Source organism: Peribacillus sp. TH27, from assembly GCF_016650915.1.
Classification (GTDB): Bacteria; Bacillota; Bacilli; order Bacillales; family DSM-1321; genus Peribacillus; species Peribacillus butanolivorans.
Genome location: NZ_JAEKEV010000002.1, coordinates 448516 through 465102 on the forward strand (window position 1 = coordinate 448516; position 16587 = coordinate 465102).

15 protein-coding genes and 1 pseudogene are annotated in these 16587 nt (G+C 39.0%); 1 reads left to right on the forward strand and 15 read right to left on the reverse strand.

The features are described 5' to 3' along the window. The 5 genes from JFU24_RS03635 to murQ form a co-directional block, all read right to left on the reverse strand. Nucleotides 1-1953, reverse strand: a complete 1953-nt coding sequence (locus tag JFU24_RS03635) for a glycoside hydrolase family 3 protein (protein WP_201224681.1) — start codon at nucleotides 1951-1953, stop codon at nucleotides 1-3. Nucleotides 1954-2406: 453 nt separating this feature from the next. Beyond that, nucleotides 2407-3429, reverse strand: coding sequence for a MupG family TIM beta-alpha barrel fold protein (locus tag JFU24_RS30975; protein WP_201224683.1), 1023 nt, complete (start codon nucleotides 3427-3429; stop codon nucleotides 2407-2409). Beyond that, entirely contained in the window at nucleotides 3426-4793 is a 1368-nt protein-coding gene (locus JFU24_RS03645) for a PTS transporter subunit EIIC (RefSeq protein WP_201180741.1), read from the reverse strand. The genes JFU24_RS30975 and JFU24_RS03645 overlap by 4 nt, the downstream gene beginning before the upstream one ends. 37 nt (nucleotides 4794-4830) lie before the next feature. Further along, nucleotides 4831-5688, reverse strand: coding sequence for a MurR/RpiR family transcriptional regulator (locus tag JFU24_RS03650; RefSeq protein ID WP_201224685.1), 858 nt, complete (start codon nucleotides 5686-5688; stop codon nucleotides 4831-4833). 12 nt (nucleotides 5689-5700) lie between these two features. After that, nucleotides 5701-6615, reverse strand: coding sequence for an N-acetylmuramic acid 6-phosphate etherase (gene murQ, locus JFU24_RS03655; RefSeq protein WP_397443430.1), 915 nt, complete (start codon nucleotides 6613-6615; stop codon nucleotides 5701-5703). A gap of 408 nt (nucleotides 6616-7023) precedes the next feature. Between murQ and JFU24_RS03660 the strand changes: the two genes are divergently transcribed. After that, complete coding sequence (locus tag JFU24_RS03660; protein WP_201180743.1) at nucleotides 7024-7203, forward strand: H-type small acid-soluble spore protein; 180 nt, start codon at nucleotides 7024-7026, stop codon at nucleotides 7201-7203. Nucleotides 7204-7547: 344 nt separating this feature from the next. On the opposite strand, the gene JFU24_RS03665 is transcribed toward JFU24_RS03660, so the two are convergent. The 10 genes and pseudogenes from JFU24_RS03665 to JFU24_RS03710 all read right to left on the reverse strand — a co-directional run bounded on the left by JFU24_RS03665 (nucleotide 7548) and on the right by JFU24_RS03710 (nucleotide 16554). Next, nucleotides 7548-8105, reverse strand: a complete 558-nt coding sequence (locus JFU24_RS03665; protein ID WP_201224687.1) for a hypothetical protein — start codon at nucleotides 8103-8105, stop codon at nucleotides 7548-7550. A gap of 692 nt (nucleotides 8106-8797) precedes the next feature. Further along, nucleotides 8798-9979 carry an ABC transporter substrate-binding protein gene (locus JFU24_RS03670; RefSeq protein WP_201183281.1) on the reverse strand — a complete coding sequence of 394 codons (1182 nt, stop codon included), beginning with the start codon at nucleotides 9977-9979 and terminating at the stop codon, nucleotides 8798-8800. A gap of 25 nt (nucleotides 9980-10004) precedes the next feature. After that, the gene (locus JFU24_RS03675; protein ID WP_201249525.1) at nucleotides 10005-10712 is read right to left on the reverse strand and encodes an ATP-binding cassette domain-containing protein; all 708 of its coding nucleotides are present in this window, start codon (nucleotides 10710-10712) and stop codon (nucleotides 10005-10007) included. Beyond that, the gene (locus tag JFU24_RS03680) at nucleotides 10696-11469 is read right to left on the reverse strand and encodes an ABC transporter ATP-binding protein (RefSeq protein ID WP_201224689.1); all 774 of its coding nucleotides are present in this window, start codon (nucleotides 11467-11469) and stop codon (nucleotides 10696-10698) included. Before JFU24_RS03680 ends, JFU24_RS03675 begins: the two co-directional genes overlap by 17 nt. A 2-nt stretch (nucleotides 11470-11471) precedes the next feature. Then, a complete protein-coding gene (locus JFU24_RS03685) occupies nucleotides 11472-12467 on the reverse strand; it encodes a branched-chain amino acid ABC transporter permease (RefSeq protein WP_201180747.1) in 996 nt (331 codons plus the stop codon). 1 nt (nucleotide 12468) lies between these two features. Then, entirely contained in the window at nucleotides 12469-13332 is an 864-nt protein-coding gene (locus tag JFU24_RS03690; RefSeq protein WP_201180749.1) for a branched-chain amino acid ABC transporter permease, read from the reverse strand. A gap of 109 nt (nucleotides 13333-13441) precedes the next feature. After that, nucleotides 13442-13636, reverse strand: a pseudogene (locus JFU24_RS31175) (long-chain fatty acid--CoA ligase); the annotation flags it as partial. 138 nt (nucleotides 13637-13774) lie between these two features. Further along, a complete protein-coding gene (locus JFU24_RS03700; protein ID WP_309559269.1) occupies nucleotides 13775-13993 on the reverse strand; it encodes an AMP-binding protein in 219 nt (72 codons plus the stop codon). After that, on the reverse strand, nucleotides 13990-14202 hold the full coding sequence (locus JFU24_RS03705; RefSeq protein ID WP_201180755.1) for a hypothetical protein: 213 nt from the start codon (nucleotides 14200-14202) through the stop codon (nucleotides 13990-13992). Before JFU24_RS03705 ends, JFU24_RS03700 begins: the two co-directional genes overlap by 4 nt. Before the next feature lie 651 nt (nucleotides 14203-14853). Then, nucleotides 14854-16554 (reverse strand): sigma-54 interaction domain-containing protein, encoded by a 1701-nt coding sequence (locus tag JFU24_RS03710; protein WP_201180766.1) that lies wholly within the window; start codon nucleotides 16552-16554, stop codon nucleotides 14854-14856. Nucleotides 16555-16587 lie beyond the last annotated feature (33 nt).

Genomic DNA, 16587 nt, shown 5'->3' on the forward strand with positions numbered 1-16587 from the left:
CTACTTTTTAATAGGCTTGCCAGATTTAATATCTAATCCATACCCAAATTTATAAAGGCTTTCGGATGGTTTTGTCACGGATGGAATATCCACTGGCAACGTCCCCCTCGGTTTTGATTCTCCAAAGATCGTCGCGATGCCTGCCGGTATATTTGGCTGCCTATACCGCCCATTTGAATATCCTTTAAATCCGTATACAACCATCACGGCTTTTGCTTCTTCAAAATTGGCAACATCATAAGGGTTTCTTACACTCATTAACACAAACCCTTTATCTTTTTTCTGTGCATATTTCATGGCCGCTCTTGGAAAGGCTGTTGCCCACTTGCTTGAATCTTGAATACTGTCATCAATCACTCCATCATTTACGGCCGGATCGTTTTTTACAATATAGGACCCAGTAATGACATAGTCGGCTTCATCAATGAGTCTTGCCACTTCAATAGTGAATGACTTTTCTGAAAAACTCATACCTGTAACTTGGACTTTCTTTATCCTCTTTTGATCAACTAATTCATTGATGCTCCTTGACATAGATTCAATCTGATCGGCAAAAGGAGCAAGAACTAAAATATTTTCATTTTTCTTAGGTTTGAAGGGCAATGTTTTATCTTCATTTTTCAAAAGAGTGATTGCATCTTCCGCAATTTTCCTTTCTTTTTTCAAAGAATTTTTATTACCGACCACTTGAAGAGCCCTTAATATTTTTTTATCAATTGGGGTGTCGGCAGCGACTTTTCCCAGCTTTAGAATCCCTCTTTTCACTTTTAGCTCAAGTATTCTTGTTACAGAACGATTGACTTGATCAAGCGGAATTTCACCACTTTCCACGGCTTCCTTCACTGCATCGAATACAGAGGTTATATTCTTTTCCATTTGAAGCGAGTTTACTTGTGCAGGCATCAATGCAATATCAACACCCGATTTCAAGGCCAAAACAACAGCATCTTCTTGTCCAAAATTGTCCGCAATGGCTTGCATATTCAATGCATCTGTAACCACTACGCCATCAAATCCCATTTCTTCACGTAAAAGACCAGTAATGACCTTCTGTGACAGTGTTGCCGGGACCATAATTTCTTGTCCGTCTTTTTTACTGATATAAGTAGTATCATCGAATGCAGGAAATTGAACATGTGCGGTCATCATCATATCTACTCCAGCATCGATTGCCTTTTGGAAAGGAACTAACTCGATAGAACGTAAGCGCTCTTTATTATGCGAGACAAGGGGAAGACCATAATGACTATCAACCGCCGTATCTCCATGACCAGGGAAATGCTTAGTCGTTGCTATCATATTCTGACTTTGCAATCCTTTTATGGTTTGAATCCCAAGTTTTGATACAAGATCTGGATCAGAACTGAAGGAACGGACGCCAATAACTGGATTTCCAGGGTTATTATTGACATCAACAGCCGGTCCAAAATTTACATTTATACCAAGAGAGGACAATTCCTTGCCGATGATTTCTCCAGACTGATAGGCGTAATTCTTATTTCTAGTTGCACCCAGCGCCATATTTCCCGGAAGATTCGTTCCTGTTTGAAGGCGAGTTACGATTCCTCCTTCCTGATCAATAGTTATAAATAGTGGAAGATCCCTGCTCGCATTCTGTAAACCATCTGTCAGCCGTACCGTTTGCTCGGTATCTACAACATTTTCAGCAAACAAGATCACTCCGCCTAAATGATATTTTTCAATGATGCTTGCAACTTCTGAGTTCATTTCTATAAAACCTGTTGCTTTTCTTTCTCCTTGTTCTTGCCAATTACGAAAATCTGGCATGAGCATTTGACCGACTTTCTCCTCAATGGACATATTTTCTACGGTTGTCTGAACATCCGGCACTGGTTTTTCTTCCGCAAACTCCCTTGCTGATGTAATTCCACCAAGAGTGGATAAAGCCAAGGAAAAAGCTAACCCAGCAGGTGCCCATATCTTTTTATTCATTTTGGCATTCTCCTTTTTACTTTTTAATCTCAAAAGGCTTTCTTAGCAGTAGTAGGTAAAAAGGTTTCCAAGAGCTTTAATCAATATCTGTCTAAAGAAGTCAGTGAATCCTCATCTATCTTCAATGCTTCTTAAGTGTGTGATGATGTGTACTAAATGTTGTTAGCCTTATGATCGTTTTTTTACAAATTTCTACTCTCTTATGAAAATAAAGGCAGCACCTTGAAATCCCAGTAGCCACCTTTTTCAATTTCTCATTCACTTTTTTATTTTCCAAGGAAAATCCAGCTCTTTTTCTGGGATCTTAGCTTTCTTAATGACAGAAAATCCTTTTGTTGTATCATTAGTTGCTAATTAACACTTCGTGGGCAAGGGCTTTTAGTTCGTGAGTGTAATAGAGTGTAAGAACTGAAGTGAGTGAAATGATCACCTATTTTCTGTGTATTTCTAAATCTATATATATAATTCTTCACATTGTAGGTTTACGGATTGACCAGATTCCAGAAGTGCTAACAAAGGAAGATCTTCCTCTATAACTAGCCCTATCACATTGACTCGATGATTTGCTTCTAAATCTCGCCTGCAAATTTGGACCTCTCCCCGATATCGCCCATATGCATCATTGTCCATCGTAATGGAACCAAGGTAGCGTTCGACAGTATTTTGCGGTTTAACCTGTGTTGTGACACGGGTATGTTGTAGCCGATACACATCCCTTGAAACATCTGGCCGCAAATCGTAAATACCGCTTTGCAAAACGGAAGACTTCACGCGAATAGATAGAATATTCCGATCATTAAACGCGGATAGGTTCTCAATCAAATCGTTTTCCACACCTTGATCTCCAATATATACTCCATTCACATGCTGAAACAGTTCAACTCCGGCAGCAAAAGGATTCATAAACCTGTGTTTTTCAAGCGTTGGAAGGCCATCATGAAGGGGTCCTCGCTTACTTCCTGAACCCGGGATAAAAGCAACAATAGGTATCCCATATTTCTTGAACATTCGATTTTGATTTTGAAAGAATTCTTCCTCGAGACCCGTTTCACGCCTTGGATAGAAGTTATGCCAGGCTATGAGTCTATCAGGTTTTATTCCGCTCCCAAGTGCGGCCATTAGTTCATCTTCCTTTAACGTACTTGCGTTTAGCGAAAGAGAAAATACCTCAGATAAAGATCTTATCGTTTCATAGTCAAACCCATCATCCAAGCGAATTCCCTTAACCCCTAATGACGATAACTCCTCAAAATTGCTAATTCCCAAATGACTAAGCGTGTTTAATGAGACATCTGCATGGATTTCCATTTCATATGACTCTACAAGCTTTAATAGTTCAACCATTCTTTGTACGTGATCACCTTTTTCTTCAGGAATATGAAGCGAGGTAAATGCTCGCTTCACACCTAAGTTTGCTGCATGAATGATTTGTGTTTCTGCATCTGGGTCTTGTAGATAAAAAGAGATTCCAATCACTTGAATTCAACCGCCATTTCATCTTTAAATCCAAATAAGTACGTAAAAATAAATCCTGCTGCGTAGGAAATGAATAACCCTGCCAAGAAAAGCACAATTTGGTTTGGATGAACTAAAAAGGTAAGTGGTAATCCAGATACACCGATTGCAGTGGTCGCAATTCCGAAGTGAGCTTGAAATGCGCCTCCTACCCCTGCCCCTAGACATGCGGTTAAGAAAGGACGACCGAGTGGTAATGTCACTCCAAATATAAGAGGTTCGCCGATACCAAGCATTCCTGATGGAAGACCTCCACCTATCGCTCGCTTTAGGCTTGCTTTCTTCGTTTTGAAATAGATGGCAAATGCCGCACCTACTTGGCCAGCTCCACCCATTGCCAAAATGGGAAGCAGAGGATCGTCTCCAATCGCGTTGATCAATTCAAGATGAACAGGTGTTAAACCTTGATGCAGACCAGTTATGACTAGCGGTAGGAATGTTGCTCCAAGCACAAATCCAGCTACAACTCCACCGAAATCTAATATATTTAATAAACCTGTTGTAATTGTATCCGATAAAAATCCTCCTACCGGCATAAATACAATGTAAGTGACTATCCCTGTAATAAGTAAAGAGATGGTTGGAGTCAACATTATATCCAGTGATTGAGGAATGAATTTCCTTACCTGCTTTTCTACCAATGCTATAAAAATCGCGGCAAAAAGGACTCCAATTAACCCTCCACGTCCTGGGAGCAAGTTTTCACCAAACAATGAAATGTCGCCTACTGCCGGGTTGATAACCAAGATACCAGCCAGTGCACCAAGTGCAGGTGATCCCCCGTATTCCTTTGCCGCATTAGTCCCAACTAAAATCCCAAGGTAAGCAAATAATCCAGATCCAATAACAGTTAATATAATGGCTAATTGTGAATCTCCCGCAAGCCAGCCCGCTTGAACGACCGCTTTTGTAATCCCTGTAATCAGGCCTGAAGCTACTAATGCAGGAATTAACGGGATAAAGATACTCGCAATTCTACGTAAAAATAGTTTAAAAGGTTTTGCATTTTTCCTATCAATCTCTGATTTGTTCTTGGTAGCAGTTTCTTTTAAATTAAAATCTTCAGATGATGCGAGAAACTTTTCAAATTCAGCGTACACCTTGTTCACTACTCCTGGACCCAGAACGATTTGAATCGTTTCTTCTTCGATGACACCAAGAACGCCTTCCGTTTTTTTAATTTCATCCATGTTTACTTTTGAACGATCGATTGGTGATACCCGCAGCCTGGTCATACAATGTGCAGATCCTACAACATTTGATGCCCCACCTAACTTTTCTAATAATTCTCGTGCTAAATCGGCGTACTTATCCCCCTTGCCCATTCAAAAGCCCCCTTTGTCAAAATCTCCAAATGAATGTTCATTTATAACGATCTGTCATCGATTGGATGGCTGCCCGTGTGTTATCAATATATTGGACAGTCTCTTCGTACTGTTCTGACGCCATTCCTAAAAATAAAATATCAATCATATATAACTGTGCCAATCGGGAAGATGTTGCAGCACTTCTAAACGGAGCTTCATTTGAAAAGGATGTATACAGCGAAGCGTCACACAAAGAAGATACCGTTGTTTGACCAAAATGAGTCAGGCCGATCGTTTTGACTCCTCGATCTTTAGCAAGTTTTAATATATTGACAACTTCAGGTGTTTCTCCTGAGAATGAAATAGCAAAAACGATATCATTTTCATCCGCATTGGCAATCAGAGTTGCAACTAAATGCATGTCAGTAAAGGCAGTTGCCCCTTTGTTGATTCGAAGCAGTTTTTGCTGAGCGTCTGCGGCAACAATATTCGAAGCCCCCACTCCACAAAAGTGAACTGTTTTAGCGTTCAGCAGCAATTTAATTGCATTGTTGAGATTATCGTGATCGATAATTTCAGAAGTGTCACGAATAATCTGAATCGTATTACTGGTTGTTTTTTCAACAATCCGATACAGTGATTCTGAAGGCTCAATATCTCGGTAACCCTGTTCAACAGACTTCATTAAATCCCCAGCAATCCGCATTTTCAAATCTTGAAATCCTTTCAAACCGAGAGATTTGCACAACCTTATCACAGCAGCCCCGCTTGTATGAGCAGAAGTGCTCAACTCCTGTACAGTGCTATTCACTACCTCATGAGGATTCTGTAGGATATATTCTGCTAGTTTTTGTTCTGATTGTGGAAGCTTACTTAGCATCGTCTGTATAATGGATAATCCTCCAGTAACCATTGCTTTCTCTCCTTAATCCACGCGCATCGAGATGGCTTTTCTGACATCTCCATCCGCTTTTTCTAGTAACTCCGTTGATTGATCATAAGTTGTTGAAGTCTTTATCATTACAATCGCTGGTTTAACCTGATTATTCGCCTTTTCGAGCATTTTCATTGCAATATCATATTCAACATTCGTAACAGTTTGTATAATGCTTATTGCACGATCCTTTAGTTTTTGATTGCTTACATTTACATCTACCATCAGATTTTCATACACTTTTCCCATTCTAATCATGGTAGCTGTTGAGATCATATTAAGTACCATTTTATGTGCAGTTGCCGCTTTCATTCTCGTAGACCCTGTTAAAACTTCGGGTCCGACCTCAACTTCAATTCCAATATTAGCGACTTCCGTGATGATGGAGTTTTTATTGCACGATAAAGCCACCGTTTTTGCTCCTACCTTTCTTGCATAATGTAAAGCTCCTTTCACATAAGGAGTACGACCGCTTGCTGCAATGCCGATAACCGTATCATTAGCTGTAAGATCCACGTTTGTTAAATCTCTTTTCCCAAACTCTTCTTTATCCTCTGCTCCTTCAATTGCTCGAACAAATGACTTTTCCCCTCCAGCCATTATTCCCAGCACCTTATCCGGTGATGTGCTGAAAGTCGGTGGACATTCCACTGCATCAAGAACACCAAGTCTACCGCTCGTTCCAGCCCCAATGTAGATGAGTCTTCCTCCTTTCATTAACGATTCATAAGCAAATTCAACCGCCGTTTTAATATCTAATAAAACCTCCTGTACGGCTACTGCCACTTTTAAATCTTCGTTGTTAATAGCAGTAATAATTTCCAGTGTATTTACACTGTCGATGTTCATGGTACCTTCATTGCGTAATTCAGTCGTTAATGAACGCAGTCGTTCTTCCATAGACAAATAGATCCTCCTATTATCAATTACTTAAATATAATTTCAATTTATACTCAATTATCTTGAAATTATATTTTATATTATATTAAATGGCGGCGCTTTCATTACTAAATAACAAGATTTTTTTGTAAGTTTAGTATCATTTTACTTTTTAATACCTGATTTCAGAAAATCATTCTATTATTTCAAAAGAACGCTTACCACGTCATATTATGGAGTATGTAATACCACAGCCATCAGATGGATTCTTAGAGGATAAACCTGATAGCATAATATCTACTCTTATGAATACTTCGGAATTTTCTTATATTGTAGACGGTGTTATTAGATTATCATCTGCATTTCTTTTAAAAAAGAATAAAATCATTTACCTTTTCAAATAATAATTAGACAAATAATAAGGGAGGGATTTTTGTGGATGTTAATCGTGTAAAACAGATTCTTTCTTCACCATCTGACATTGAGGTGAGATATAATGGCACTTCAGTTTGGATTGATAATATAAATGAAGATGGAAGAACAGCTACTGTACATCTAAGAGGGCCATTAGAGGAAAGGTCAGAAGTCGGTATTGAAGAGCTTAAAGAAATATAAAGAGTAATAAAACATTATCCACCCATAACATCCCGAGAGAACAAAACAGGAATAGTTGCAGCCATACTTAATGAATTAGTATGGCTGCTTATTAGTGAAATCGAGATGAATATGCTTTGAACTGCCTGTGAATTTCATTTCATATTGGGTTCATTGTTGCTGAGAAGGCTTGTAGTTAAATTGAATTGTTGAGGTAAGTTAGGTAACTGTATTAGTGGTTTCTCTGAAGAATTTGGTCGAAATGTATTTGGTCCTTCACTATTCATTAATATATACACAATTATTAAATTAAAAAAGCCACTCTCTTTATGAGGAAGGCTTTGTTAATGATAATTGAATTATCGTTACATTTTTTCAACTTTAATCAGACTTTCTACTATCCAATTTAGTGTCCGTTTATCTTTTTCCTCTTCTGTCAGACTTCTTGGGAGTTCTATCCATTGATCTTTTTCAGGGACTAAATGAATCTGCCCCCTTAATGAATTTGGCACTTCCCTGTCCAATAAACGTATCTCTATATCATTATTAATAGTTACATATATATGACCAGTATATTCGATTTCTTCAATTTTCATGTTAAAGTGACCTCGGGTATTAGGACGGCACCATATATGATTTCCTTTAAGTTTTCTCAAAGAGTATTCAAAACCAAAAAGTTGTTCTTCCGATATATAATAATCTTTGATGTAATACAAATTTTCATTATGTTTTTTGTCATTCACATCATACACATCATACGTAAAATGTATATTTGAATCTTTTCTTATCTTAGGATTTTGGTCGGTCCAATTGTTATTTACCATTATTGGTCGTACAAAAGATTCTAGCCTTTCTTTTACTAAATATTCAATATTGCTATGATCAAGATTACATCCAAAGGTAAATAAAAAATAGTCTTTCAATTACTTCTAGCCCCATTTCAGCAATGAATTATTATTTAATCTAATATTCCCCCTATAATCAGACAAATCATCTTATGTATGGTAATGACAATTTATTGAATTTTCAGATTGATTTTTAAATACATGAAATCTAAAGTAAGGATTCCATTATCACCTAATAATTCAAAAATATGCTCTCCTTGTTTGATACCATTATAGGTGCTGTACTACCTAATGGTCCTACACGTCTAGAATATCCATACTTACCATATCTTTTTTTTCCCATAATATCTAGAGTAGACCTTACTTTCTTATAAAAATCTTTTTCAATCGTTACTTAGGAAAGTAAGGATCCGTCATCTACTCTTTTACCAGAGTTGGAAATAACTACACGAAGCTCACATTTTGCTATTGTCGCCTTTATTATTGTTTTTCTATCGTTCAGGCCTTTACTAGAATATTATCATTTCTAGAAAGTACCTGACAGTATGAATCTTACCCTAGTAATGGATACATTGTGGAAGAAACAAAAAAAAGAAACGTGTACTGGAATCCTTCATTTGAAGGATTCCAGTACACGTCCAAGAAATACAACAATCTACTCTATCAGTACATACTGGTAGAATTCTGCCGCACACTACCTACTTTTTTTATTACTGTTTACTTGATTATCAGGGATATTTTTCGTGACACCAGCACTGGCTTTGTTCACCTTAACGAATGGGAACTACTTTTCCATCTTCAACCGCTCCAACGACAATTGTAGATGCGAATCCTCCATTCTCATCAATTGTTGGGATATCGTAGATTTTCTGTTCAGCAGAAATATTAGTCAGCCCGTCCTGCATATGTTCGCGAATCGCCTTGACGTCATCCACGCTTCCTGCTGATTTCATCGCTTCTACAAAAGCATACATCGCGATGTAATTCAAACCGACTTCGGAGCTTGGATCTTCCTTATAATTTTTTTGATATTTCTCAATAAAAGCTGGCACTGCTTCTTCATCGGAGTTAATCAGAGGTAGGACACCGATTGAGCCTTCCAATGTTTCATATGATCCTGCAATCGGCTTCATTTGATCCAGCTTCGCCTGATCCATAATAATAAAACCGCCTTTAAACCCTAACTCACGAGCTTGCTTCGCTACTTTTGCCGTCGGTTCAGACGCACCTCCGATAAACAGCACATCAGGATCCTTTTTCAATGCATTTGTAACAATCGTAAAGAAATCTGTTTCTTTAGCAAAATCAATCGAGGAATTATAAACGACTTTACCACCTTGCTTTTTCCAATGAGGGAGAACCGCTTCTGTCCAGTCTTTTCCGTATTGAGAAGAGGTTGGCAAAGCTGCAATTTTTTTGCCGAAATGTTCCATGGCATACGTTGTAAACGGTTCGATATATCCTTCATAATTCGGTGGAATTCGTACGGTTAATGAATTTCCGCTTTCGGTAACTGAAGGCTCACTCGTATAGGCGCCAATGATAAATTTCTCTTGTTCATTAAAAACCTGCAGCGCCAGGACACCGCCGCTATGCGGCGTAAATATAATCGGTGTATCATATTCCTGAATTAAGCGTTTAGCATTCGAACCTGTTTCATTCGGTAAGTATTTATCATCCAAAGAAACGAGATTAAGCGTGTATTTTTCCCCATCTACTTCAAACCCTCCGTCATCATTGATTTCATTGACGGCCATTTCCACACCATTTAACGTTCGTTTCCCATACAATGCTGCAGCCCCGCTTAACGGACCGCTAAAACCGATGTTAACGACATTTCCTCCTTTACCTTTTTTACCACTACTTGATGCGGGGCTGTCTCCCTTGTTACAGCCAACCAATGCAGTTACTACTACCAGCATGAATACAAATAACACTTTCAGTTGTTTCATATAAATAAATCCCCCATTCTTTTTTTCATGCTCCAATATACGCTTTCCGTACTTCACCATTAGCCAATAAATCATCTGCTGTTCCTTGAACGACAATTTCCCCATTTTCAAAAACATAACCTTTATCTGCAATGCTGAGGGCAGCATTCGCATTCTGTTCTGCAAGTAGAACGGTGATTCCTTCCCGGTTTATTTCTTCGATAACCTTAAACATCTGTTCCACAATCAAAGGTGCGAGTCCAACCGAAGGCTCATCAAGCATCAGCAGCTTTGGCTTAGACATTAATGCCCTACCTATGGCAAGCATCTGCTGTTGCCCACCGCTCAGACTTCCTGCATCATTATGATTCTTTTCTTTTAAAATCGGGAATAAATTATATACCTTTTCCAAAGAATGCTTGATTTCCGCCTTTTTCTTTCGATGCACATATGCCCCCATCCTCAAATTTTCCTGGACAGTCATTTGCGGAAACAGTTTACGTCCTTCGGCACACTGAACAATTCCAGCTTGAACATTCTTATCCGGGGCCCGACCGCCTATAGGACTATTTTGAAAATAAATTTCTCCTTGAGACAGCTTACTGTTACCACTAATGGAACGAAAAGTCGTACTTTTACCCGCTCCATTCGCCCCCAATAAAACGACAATCTCCCCTTTGGCAACTTCGATATTCACATGTTTGATTGCAGTAAAACTTCCATAACTGACTGCAACATTAGATAACTTTAGCACTAGCACTACCTCCCAAATAGGCTTTAATAACCGCTTCATTACTTCGGATTTCCTTAGGTGTACCCTCGGCAATTTTTTCTCCGTAATTCAAAACCATGATGTGGTCAGCCAAGTTCATAATCATATGCATTTTGTGCTCGATTAAACATATCGTAAGACCGGATTGATTTAACTTCTTGATCAGAACTGTCAGTCCTTCCGTTTCATCCGGGTTGATTCCTGCAGCGGGTTCATCAAGAAAGATAATTTCCGGGTCCGTTGCAAGAGCAAGGGCGATGGCTGTCCGTTTCTTTTCCTCCTGCGAAACACTAGCGACTATTTTGTCAGCCACATCCGTTAATCCAACAATCTCCAGCACCTCCATAGCCTTATCCCGACATGCCGCTTCCTCTCGTTTTAAGCGTTTTGTTCTTAGAATGGCGTCTACCAAATTCGATTTGGTGCGTAGTCTATGCCCAACAATGACATTATCCAATACGGTCGATTTATCAAAAAGACTGGTTGTTTGGAAGGTCCTTGAAATTCCTAGCGCTGCTATTTCATTAGCTGGAAGCTTGGTGATATCAATTCCTTTAAAAATGACGGTTCCAGTGCTTGGACGATGAAAGCCGCTAATCAAGTTGAAAAAAGTGGATTTCCCCGCCCCATTCGGTCCGATAATAGCATTGATTTTTCCTTTTTTAATCAAAAAATCCACATTATTGACTGCTGCTAAGCCGCCAAACCGCTTTGTCAAATTCTTAGTTTCAATAATCATTTTCATCCCTCCCCCACTTTAATAGAAACATCGTTTCTCAAAACAGGCGGCTTCTTATCTTTTCGTTTGATTTTCCAATCAAAGATGGCACCTGCGATTCCACGTGGATAAAAAATGATGATTAATGTAAGCAAAGGTCCGAAGATCAACATTCGGTACTCTTGAAGAAATTGCAGATTTTGCGAAAGTATTACGAGCAGTAACGTTCCCACCAACGGTCCCGAAAGTGTCCCAATTCCACCAACTAAGAGATACATCAATAGGTCGAACATAATGGAGGTGGAGCCGATATCAGGTCCAATAAACCGAATGAATGAAGCATACAGGGCTCCAGCCAAACCTGCGAAAAATGTAGAAAGGACAAAGGCCGTCAGTTTATTCTTCATCGTGGATATACCAATCGTTTGAGCAAGGTCCTCACTATTCCTGATGGCCATATACGTTCTACCTGTTAACGAATGGATAATCCGATACATGACTATGATCACCGCAAGCAGAAACACAAGGACAAGATAATATTGTGAAGTTGCCGTATCGAATGTTATTGGACCGATATTACCTGGGGCAGGGATGCCAATCAATCCTCTAACTCCCTCCGTCAGCCCCTCCCATTTATCAATGACCAGATATATGATATAGCCTACACATAATGTGTATATGGCGAAAAAGTGTTCCTTTGTCCTCAATGCTATTAATCCGATTACAAATCCAATCGCACATGTGATCAAACAGGCCCCCACAAGAGCCAGCCAAAAATTCATTCCAGATTTTACTGTCAGCAGCCCAAGTGAGTATGCACCAATTGCAAAAAATCCAGCATGAGCAAGCGAGAGATAACCAGTATAGCCTGATAACAAATTGATTCCGTAAACAGCAATTGTCCAAATGAATGAGAGTGTTAACATATGAAGATAATAGTCGTTTTGACCGATAATAGGGAATAAAAAAGCTAAGATGATAAGAGCAATAATTCCATTTCGTTTCGTCAAAATCTTCATGCTACCTCTCCCCCTTAGCAAAAAGTCCCGTTGGTTTCACTGTTAGAATTACAACTAAAAGAACGAATGCAATGATGTCTTTATAATCATTTGAAATATAAGTTGCGCCCAGGCTCTCGCTGAAACCAAGGATATAACCGCCGACAATCGCCCCTGGAATACTTCCCATGCCTCCCAGAATGATAATGACGAATGCCTTCAAGATGACGAGATGTCCCATGCCGGGGAAAACGAGGTTAATCGGTGAAGCAAGAGATGAGGCAATGGCGGCTAAGCCACCAGATATCATGAAGGTCAGCATAGCGACTTTGTTGATGTTAATCCCTACAAGTGAAGCTCCTTCACGACTTTGGGACATCGCAATTATCGTTGAACCGGTATACGTTTTCTTGAGGAAAAGATAAAGCAAAATCATCACCACGATAGCCGAAACGATAATCAACAAGCGCTGCAGTGTAAACGTCAACCCCATGATGTTGACGACTTGATCGTAAGGAGAATTCATTGTATGGAAATCGGCGCCCCAGACAAATTGCGCAAAGGCTTCAAGAAAAAGAAGAATCCCGATTGCCGCAATTTTATCGTGCAATGGCGGTGCCTCCCTTAACAAGCGGAACACGAAACGTTCCAATAGAACACCCATCAAACCAACAACGATTACGGATACAAACATAGCAAACCAATAATTAACGCCATATAACGTCATCATTGATAATGTGATGTACCCTCCCAACATATAGAGAGCTCCGTGGGCAAAGTTCGGGATATGCAAAATTCCATATACAAGCGTCAATCCCAGGGCAACTAAACTATAAACGCTTCCAATTGTCAAACCATTAAAAAGCTGCTGGATTAAAATATCCATTTACTTCCTCCTTCTTAATTATTGAATTTTTATCATGCTATTTGGTTATTCCTGCTTCACAATCAAAGGCATGCCTAGAAAACCAGCCATTCAAAAAAGTGAGAGGCATCTATACATTAATCAAACTGACGATTTTTGATTCTGTTAACGGCAACGGAATTCTAATACTGTTTACCCTACGCTCGCCCGATAATGGATTGCGACAAGCAGTTGAAGAAGCCTCCGATAAACCGTAGCCTTCAATGATTTTTATTTTTGTTAGCTTTTCAAACTGATGTAACATCGTAGGAGACAAATGGGCTGAATCACATAAACAGAGCTATAATGTATGCAAAGCATTATGAGTATCACCGAGTTCTTTGATTAAAGAGTTTTACATTTGTGGTAAGCCAGGAAAAATGGTCACTTTGCAAGTCTCGCTCAACTCGATTACCCGTTTAGCCTAAAACACGGGCACGATGACATTCGCTGCACCAAGCATAACAGCCAAGTTCATCGTGATAGTCATCATATACACATGATAAAGCGGAGAAGCCGTCATGATTACTTCCTCACCGAACTGAATCCTCGATTGAAGAAAACTTTGGTTCTGAATCACATTGGCAACTAAATTAAAATGGGTTAGTTCCACACCCATTCTCTGTCCGGAAGTCCCGCCTATATACTAATCACAGCCATATCTACTTTTGGACTTATAGTCGCTTCCCCTACCTCTTTCGGAGGGGCATGGATAAGGTCATCAAGATATTCAAAAGGCAATGTGAGTCTTATTTCTTTATTATCACCACCTACATATATACGAGGTCTTGAAGTAGCTGATAAAACGCCCAACTTGTTAGCGCTTTCATTTCCAGTGACTAAGTATTGCAATTGTACGTCTTCTTGAATCTCTCACATTTCTCTAACCATACATAACTGGTTGATTAGTATAATGATCATTCCTAGTTTAATAGCAGCATAATAGGCGATTAGATAATCGGGTTGATTACCTAGCAAGAAACCAATTTTATTACACTTTTTTGCCCCAGCCTTATAACAAGCAGTTGCAAGACCATCCACATTTCGCATAAGTAATCATTTGTTCTTCATAATAAATGGGCGCCCGGTCCCCAAAACCTCTTTACGGAAAGCATTCTGTATAGTCTGATTTTAGGGATATTCGTAGATTTCATCGTCTGAATATAACCGCTTTCCCATGGTCGATCACCTGGATCAATCAACTATCTCACCTCACACTTTCTACATGGAAATTCCGTAGATTAATTCCTTATTAATATGCAAGTGCTGTGCCATAGTTAAACACAGTTACTGTGGCTATTTCAAAGTCCCAGAAAATTCATTATTGAATCATATAAATGAAAAAAAGGGGTTCTATATAGGATAGTCATCATTCACTTTTGACTGAAAAAATCATTTCTGAATTAAGTTAGTTTCGTGAATGAAGACCTAAAATATTTGTTATTCAACGGGTAGCGATAAATAGTAAGAGGGGATTTCCGATAAACGGAAATCCCCTCTTACTTACCTATCCTTTTCACTGACCTTTAATTGATATTTTTTAAGTTTCCTCACAATTGTCGCCTGACTCGAATCTAGGGCTTCTGCGATTTCATATGTAGTTTGGTAGGTTTGCGCCGCTTTCGTCAATATTTCCTTTTCCGCTCTTTCTACCGCTTCTTTTAAAGTAAGTGTGCCTTTAAGGTTGGAATGATTCTGATTTACCTGCTGATATTCTTCCGGAAGATCGCTAAGTGAAAGTAATTGATTATTTGTTAGGACGACGAGCCTTTCCACTATATTATTCAACTCACGGACATTTCCTGGCCAATCATATTGAAAAAAATATTCTTTCAATCTCGAATCTATTTCTTTCGAGAATTTATATTGTTCGTTGGCTTTTGTTAAAAATAAATCCGTCAATGCTAGAATGTCTTCTCTTCTCTCCCTTAAAGGGGGAATCGTAATTGGTATGACATTCAGCCTGTAATAAAGATCTTCACGGAATTCACCTACTTTAACCATTTCCAATAAGTTGCGGTTCGTGGCTGCGATTATTCGAACATCAATTTTTTTGGGCTTCGTTCCTCCGATTCTTTGAATCTCCCTTTCCTGAAGTGCCCTAAGTAGCTTTACCTGCAATTGTAGAGGAAGCTCCCCCACTTCATCCAAAAATAAAATCCCACTCTCAGCCACTTCAAACATCCCTGGTTTCCCTTTTTGATTAGCTCCGGTAAACGCGCCGCCTTCATATCCAAAGAGTTCGGATTCCAATAAATCCGCCGGAATTGCCCCGCAGTTTATCTTTACGAAGTCTCCTTTTTTAGATCGGATGCTCCGGTTGTAAATATTACGGGCCAGTACATCTTTTCCAACGCCCGTTTCTCCTAAGATCAGTACTGTCGCATCAATATCCGAGATTCTTTCGGCAATCTCATAAATCATTTTCATCTTATCACTGACAAAAACAACCCCATCCTGACTTGTTATCTTTCGAAGTTTTTCAATTTCCTGCTTATATTGATTATTCAATTCATTAACTTTCGTCAATTCATGCATCAGTTCATTTAAATCTGACAAATCACGTATGTTCGTAACGACTTGCTCAATTTCACCTTCTTCATTAAAAACGGGACTTCCTGTAATTAATGTTTCTTTTCCAGCAAAATTATCCTGTACGACTGAAACCGTTCGTCGCAGCTTCACTACCTTATGTGTCACCGAAGTATTCAAAATACCTCGTTTTATTAATTGGTCCACCGATTTGCCGATATAATACTCTTTCGGAATGCCAGTAATCCGTTCAATCGCTGAATTTGTGTAAAGTGTAATGCCATTTTGATCGGTGATATAAATCCCATCATAGGAATTTTCAATAATGGCATCTAGAGCGCGATTCAGTTTTTCCGTTTCATGGGCATCAACCAATAAATTATCCAAAAATTGTGTTTCACTGCCTACATAAAGAATATCGCCATTATCCAATTGTGTCAGAAATATAAATAAATACCGTTTGTCATGCAGGCGTGCAGCTGCCAATCTATTATTATCGAGAAATTGCCACTCTTCAAATTGTTCGGTAAGTAGTTTCTTCCCATTCTGTCCTATCCGATCATTTAGGTAACTGCTCCAATCCCTAATCCGGTATTCAGAATCAACGACTAGAGCAGGAAAGATCCACTCTTTGAGCAAATTAATTTGAGAATCCTGTTTTACATGATTCATTAATAATATTCACCGCCGCAAAAAGAATTCTTT

Excerpts from the sequence above, each read along its gene's own strand:
- JFU24_RS03680 (WP_201224689.1), bottom strand. The coding sequence starts at position 11,469 with ATGATTATTGAAACTAAGAATTTGACAAAGCGGTTTGGCGGCTTAGCA.
- JFU24_RS03670 (WP_201183281.1), bottom strand. The coding sequence starts at position 9,979 with ATGAAACAACTGAAAGTGTTATTTGTATTCATGCTGGTAGTAGTAACT.
- JFU24_RS03690 (WP_201180749.1), bottom strand. The coding sequence starts at position 13,332 with ATGGATATTTTAATCCAGCAGCTTTTTAATGGTTTGACAATTGGAAGC.
- JFU24_RS03650 (WP_201224685.1), bottom strand. The coding sequence starts at position 5,688 with ATGGTTACTGGAGGATTATCCATTATACAGACGATGCTAAGTAAGCTT.
- JFU24_RS03645 (WP_201180741.1), bottom strand. The coding sequence starts at position 4,793 with ATGGGCAAGGGGGATAAGTACGCCGATTTAGCACGAGAATTATTAGAA.
- JFU24_RS03710 (WP_201180766.1), bottom strand. The coding sequence starts at position 16,554 with ATGAATCATGTAAAACAGGATTCTCAAATTAATTTGCTCAAAGAGTGG.
- JFU24_RS03685 (WP_201180747.1), bottom strand. The coding sequence starts at position 12,467 with ATGAAGATTTTGACGAAACGAAATGGAATTATTGCTCTTATCATCTTA.
- JFU24_RS03635 (WP_201224681.1), bottom strand. The coding sequence starts at position 1,953 with ATGAATAAAAAGATATGGGCACCTGCTGGGTTAGCTTTTTCCTTGGCT.